The organism is Streptomyces sp. NPDC058534 (genome assembly GCF_042717365.1).
Taxonomy (GTDB): domain Bacteria; phylum Actinomycetota; class Actinomycetes; order Streptomycetales; family Streptomycetaceae; genus Streptomyces.
Map to the genome: position 1 here is coordinate 1 of NZ_JBHXNW010000167.1, position 3,495 is coordinate 3,495.

Sequence of the window (3,495 nt, forward strand, 5' to 3'; positions counted from 1 at the left end):
ACCGCAGAACTCGAAGGCTCCGGCGTCGAAAGTGCTCACCTGCTGGCGGCTACGGAACCGAGCATTCCCCGGTTCCGTAGCTCCCATTAGGCGTCGCGGCGCCGCAGCAGCACCGCCGCGACGGCCAGCAGCGCGGCCGTCCACAGCGCGAGGACCCCCAGGCCCTGCCACGGCCCCAGCAGGTCACCCGCCCGCGCCTGCTGCTGAGTGATCATGAAGCCGGCCTCGGTGGGGAGGTAGGCGTACACGTGCTCGCCGACGCTGCCGGGCAGCAGGCCCGCCATCGGCGTGAGCACCAGGACGAATCCGACGACGACGGTGATGGCCGCCGCCGTGTGGCGGATGATCGCACCGACGGCCAGGGCGAACAGGCCCAGCAGCGCGAGGTAGAGCCCGCAGCCGGCGACGGCCCGCAGGACACCGCCGTCGCCGATCGCGACCGGCGCCTTGCCGTCGAGGATCGGCGCGCCGATGAGGAAGGACCCGAACGCGGTCACCTCGCCCACCACCAGGACCAGCAGCCCGAACACCGCGCTCTTGGCGGCCAGTACGGGCACCCGGCCGGGCACCGCGAGGAGGCTGGCACGGATCATGCCGGTGGAGTACTCGGAGGCGATCGCCATCACGCCCAGCACGCAGACCGCCAGCTGGCTGAGCAGGATGCCGCTGCCCAGGATCGTGCCGGTGGGATCCATCCGCATCTCGGCCTGCTGGGACGGATCGGTCTTGTCCCAGTTCGCGATGCCCATCTGCATGAACGCCGCGGTGAACACCCAGGTGAGCACCACCAGGACGGCCAGCGACCAGACGGTGGAACGCACCGAACGGATCTTGGTCCACTCCGAGAGCATCAGGCCCGCGAAGCCGGGCCCGCTCTCCCGGGCGGCCGGCGCCGACGCGCCCGGGACGGTCGTGGCGCTCACTTCACACCTCCGGCGGCGGGCACGCCCGCGTCGTACTCGACGGCGTCCTTGGTCAGTTCCATGAAGGCGTCCTCCAGGGAGCCGCGCCTGGTCGACAGCTCGTGCAGCACCAGACCCTTGGCGGAGGCGAGTTCGGCGATACGCGCGGCCTCGAGCCCGGTGACGTCCAGGTCCCCCTCGCCGGTCACCCGGACGGTGGCGCCCTTCCCCGTCAGCAGCTCGGCCAGCTGCGCCCCGTCAGGCGTCCTGACCAGCACGGACTGCTCGGTGCTGCGTTCGATGAACTCCTGGGTGGAGCAGTCGGCGACCAGCCGGCCGCGTCCGATGACGATGAGGTGGTCGGCGGTGACGGCCATCTCGTTCATCAGATGGCTGGAGACGAAGACGGCACGGCCCTCGGCCGCCAGCGACTTCATCAGGTTCCGGATCCACAGGATGCCCTCGGGATCGAGCCCGTTGACCGGCTCGTCCAGGACCAGCGCGGCGGGGTCGCCGAGCAGCGCGGCGGCGATGCCCAGCCGCTGGCCCATGCCCAGCGAGAAGCCGCCCGCCCGCTTGCGGGCCACCGACGCCAGCCCCACCTGCTCGATGACCTCCCCGACGCGGCGCCTGCCGATGCCCTGCGTCTGCGCGAGGCACAGCAGATGGTCCCGGGCGCTGCGCCCGGTGTGCACGGCGCGCGCCTCCAGCAGCGCCCCCACCACCCGCAGCGGGCGGCCCAGTTCCCGGTAGGGCACACCGTTGACGGTGGCCTCGCCGGCGTCGGGCCGGTCCAGTCCCAGCAGCAGCCGCATCGTGGTGGACTTGCCTGCGCCGTTGGGGCCCAGGAAGCCGGTGACCCGGCCGGGCTCGACCGTGAACGACAGGTCGTTCACGGCCGTCTTGTCGCCGTAGCGTTTCGTGAGGTTCTTGGCCTCGATCATGGTCACCTCGGTTGAATGGCCCGCGAGAGTTTCCCGGGGCTGACAAAAATTTCCCCGGCCACCTGTGATAGCAGGATCGCTATCTGTTCAGTAGTCGCAGCCTGGAGCGGCCGGTGAACGATGGCCCGGGCACCGGGGCGCAGATATTTTTACCGCTCCGACCGTCTGGGGAAGCGCGTGTGTCATCTGCTGACTTTCCTCAGTTGAACCCGGAAGCCGAACCCGGAAACCCACGAGGTTGGTCATGAATGCGGACACGAACCATCCGGCATCCGCCGGACACCGGCCGGTGGTCGGGATCTGCGCGCGGACGGCGCCCGTCACCCTCCAGGGCAGCGACCTGGCCGTCTGCCTGGCGCTGCGCTCCCACGTGGCGTTCCTGGCCGAGGCGGGCTGCACACCCCTGCTGCTCCCGCCGCTGCCCGGGGCCGAGGACGTGGCCGGCCGCCTGGACGCCCTGCTGGTGCCGGGCGGCCCCGACCTGGACCCGGCGCTCTACGGCGCCCGGCCGCACCCGGCGACCCGGGCGGTGGACCCGGACGCCGACCGGGCCGAGATCGCCCTGGTCGAGCGGGCACTTGACGCGAAGATCCCGGTCCTGGCGATCTGCCGCGGCATGCAGCTGCTCAACGTGCTGCACGGGGGAACCCTCCACCAGCACCTGTCGGACGTCACCGGCCACGACGGCCACCGGCCGCGGGCGGCGTCCTTCACGCTCGGCCGCCGTCCGCTGAAGCTGCTGCCCGGCAGCCGGATCGCCGGCGTCCTCGACGAGGCCGAGCCCGCCACCGCCTGCCACCACCACCAGGCGGTGGACCGGCTCGGCGCGGGCCTCAGCGCCACCGGCTGGGCCGACGACGGGACCGTCGAGGCCCTCGAAGTCACCGGCCACCCCTTTGCGGTCGGGGTGCAGTGGGAATGCGGGCAGACGCCCGACGCACGACTTCACCACGCCCTCGCGGCAGCGGCCGCACGGGCCGGGAATTCACCGGCCGCCGCACGGCCGGGCACCTGAGAAAAGGGCGCCCCCACGGGCACCTTTCGTTGTCAATCCCCATGTGATCCCCATGTGAAGGAGAATCATGTCGCCGCGGATGCCCAACCCCTCGTTGGTGGTTCCCGACGTTCTTCCGCCGATGCGCGCGCTGGTCAAGGCCGTCAACAATGTCGGTGTGCCGCTGCAGACGCTCGTGCTCATCCACCTGCGGGTCAGCCAGATCAACGGCCGCCCGGTGCAGATACCCGTGAAGAAGCGGGAGTTCGAGGAGGCGGGGGAGGAGGACCACCGCCTGCCGCTGGTGGAGACCTGGCGGGAGCAGACCTGCTTCACCGACGCCGAACGCTCCGTGCTGGCGCTGGCCGAGGCGGCCACCCGCATCGACGGCCGCCGGGACCCGGTCTCCGACGAGGTCTGGAACGAGGCCGCCCGGCACTGGAACGAGGTGCAGCTGGCCGCCGTCGTCCTGCACATCGGCCTGGTCAACCTCTGGAACCGGGTCAACGTCGCCACCAAGCAGGAGCCGGTGGACTGGCGGATCAACCCGAAGAAGTGGACCCCCATGACCAGCCGGCTCACCCCCGCCCCGTAACCCCCGCGCACGGCATCAGGCCCTGCCCGGCGGCTGACCGCCGGACAGGGCCTGATGCCC

4 protein-coding genes are annotated in these 3,495 nt (G+C 71.4%); 2 read left to right on the forward strand and 2 right to left on the reverse strand.

Going from position 1 to position 3,495, the window contains the following annotated elements; genetic code table 11:
• Window positions 1-86: 86 nt before the first annotated feature.
• Window positions 87-923 (reverse strand): ABC transporter permease subunit, encoded by an 837-nt coding sequence (locus ACFWR9_RS42445; protein WP_383852969.1) that lies wholly within the window; start codon window positions 921-923, stop codon window positions 87-89.
• The gene (locus ACFWR9_RS42450) at window positions 920-1,846 is read right to left on the reverse strand and encodes an ABC transporter ATP-binding protein (RefSeq protein ID WP_383852977.1); all 927 of its coding nucleotides are present in this window, start codon (window positions 1,844-1,846) and stop codon (window positions 920-922) included. The genes ACFWR9_RS42445 and ACFWR9_RS42450 overlap by 4 nt, the downstream gene beginning before the upstream one ends.
• 244 nt (window positions 1,847-2,090) lie before the next feature.
• On the opposite strand from ACFWR9_RS42450, the gene ACFWR9_RS42455 reads away from it, so the two are divergent.
• The gene (locus ACFWR9_RS42455) at window positions 2,091-2,861 is read left to right on the forward strand and encodes a gamma-glutamyl-gamma-aminobutyrate hydrolase family protein (RefSeq protein WP_383852972.1); all 771 of its coding nucleotides are present in this window, start codon (window positions 2,091-2,093) and stop codon (window positions 2,859-2,861) included.
• A 67-nt stretch (window positions 2,862-2,928) separates the two neighbouring features.
• Complete coding sequence (locus ACFWR9_RS42460; RefSeq protein WP_383852974.1) at window positions 2,929-3,435, forward strand: carboxymuconolactone decarboxylase family protein; 507 nt, start codon at window positions 2,929-2,931, stop codon at window positions 3,433-3,435.
• Window positions 3,436-3,495 lie beyond the last annotated feature (60 nt).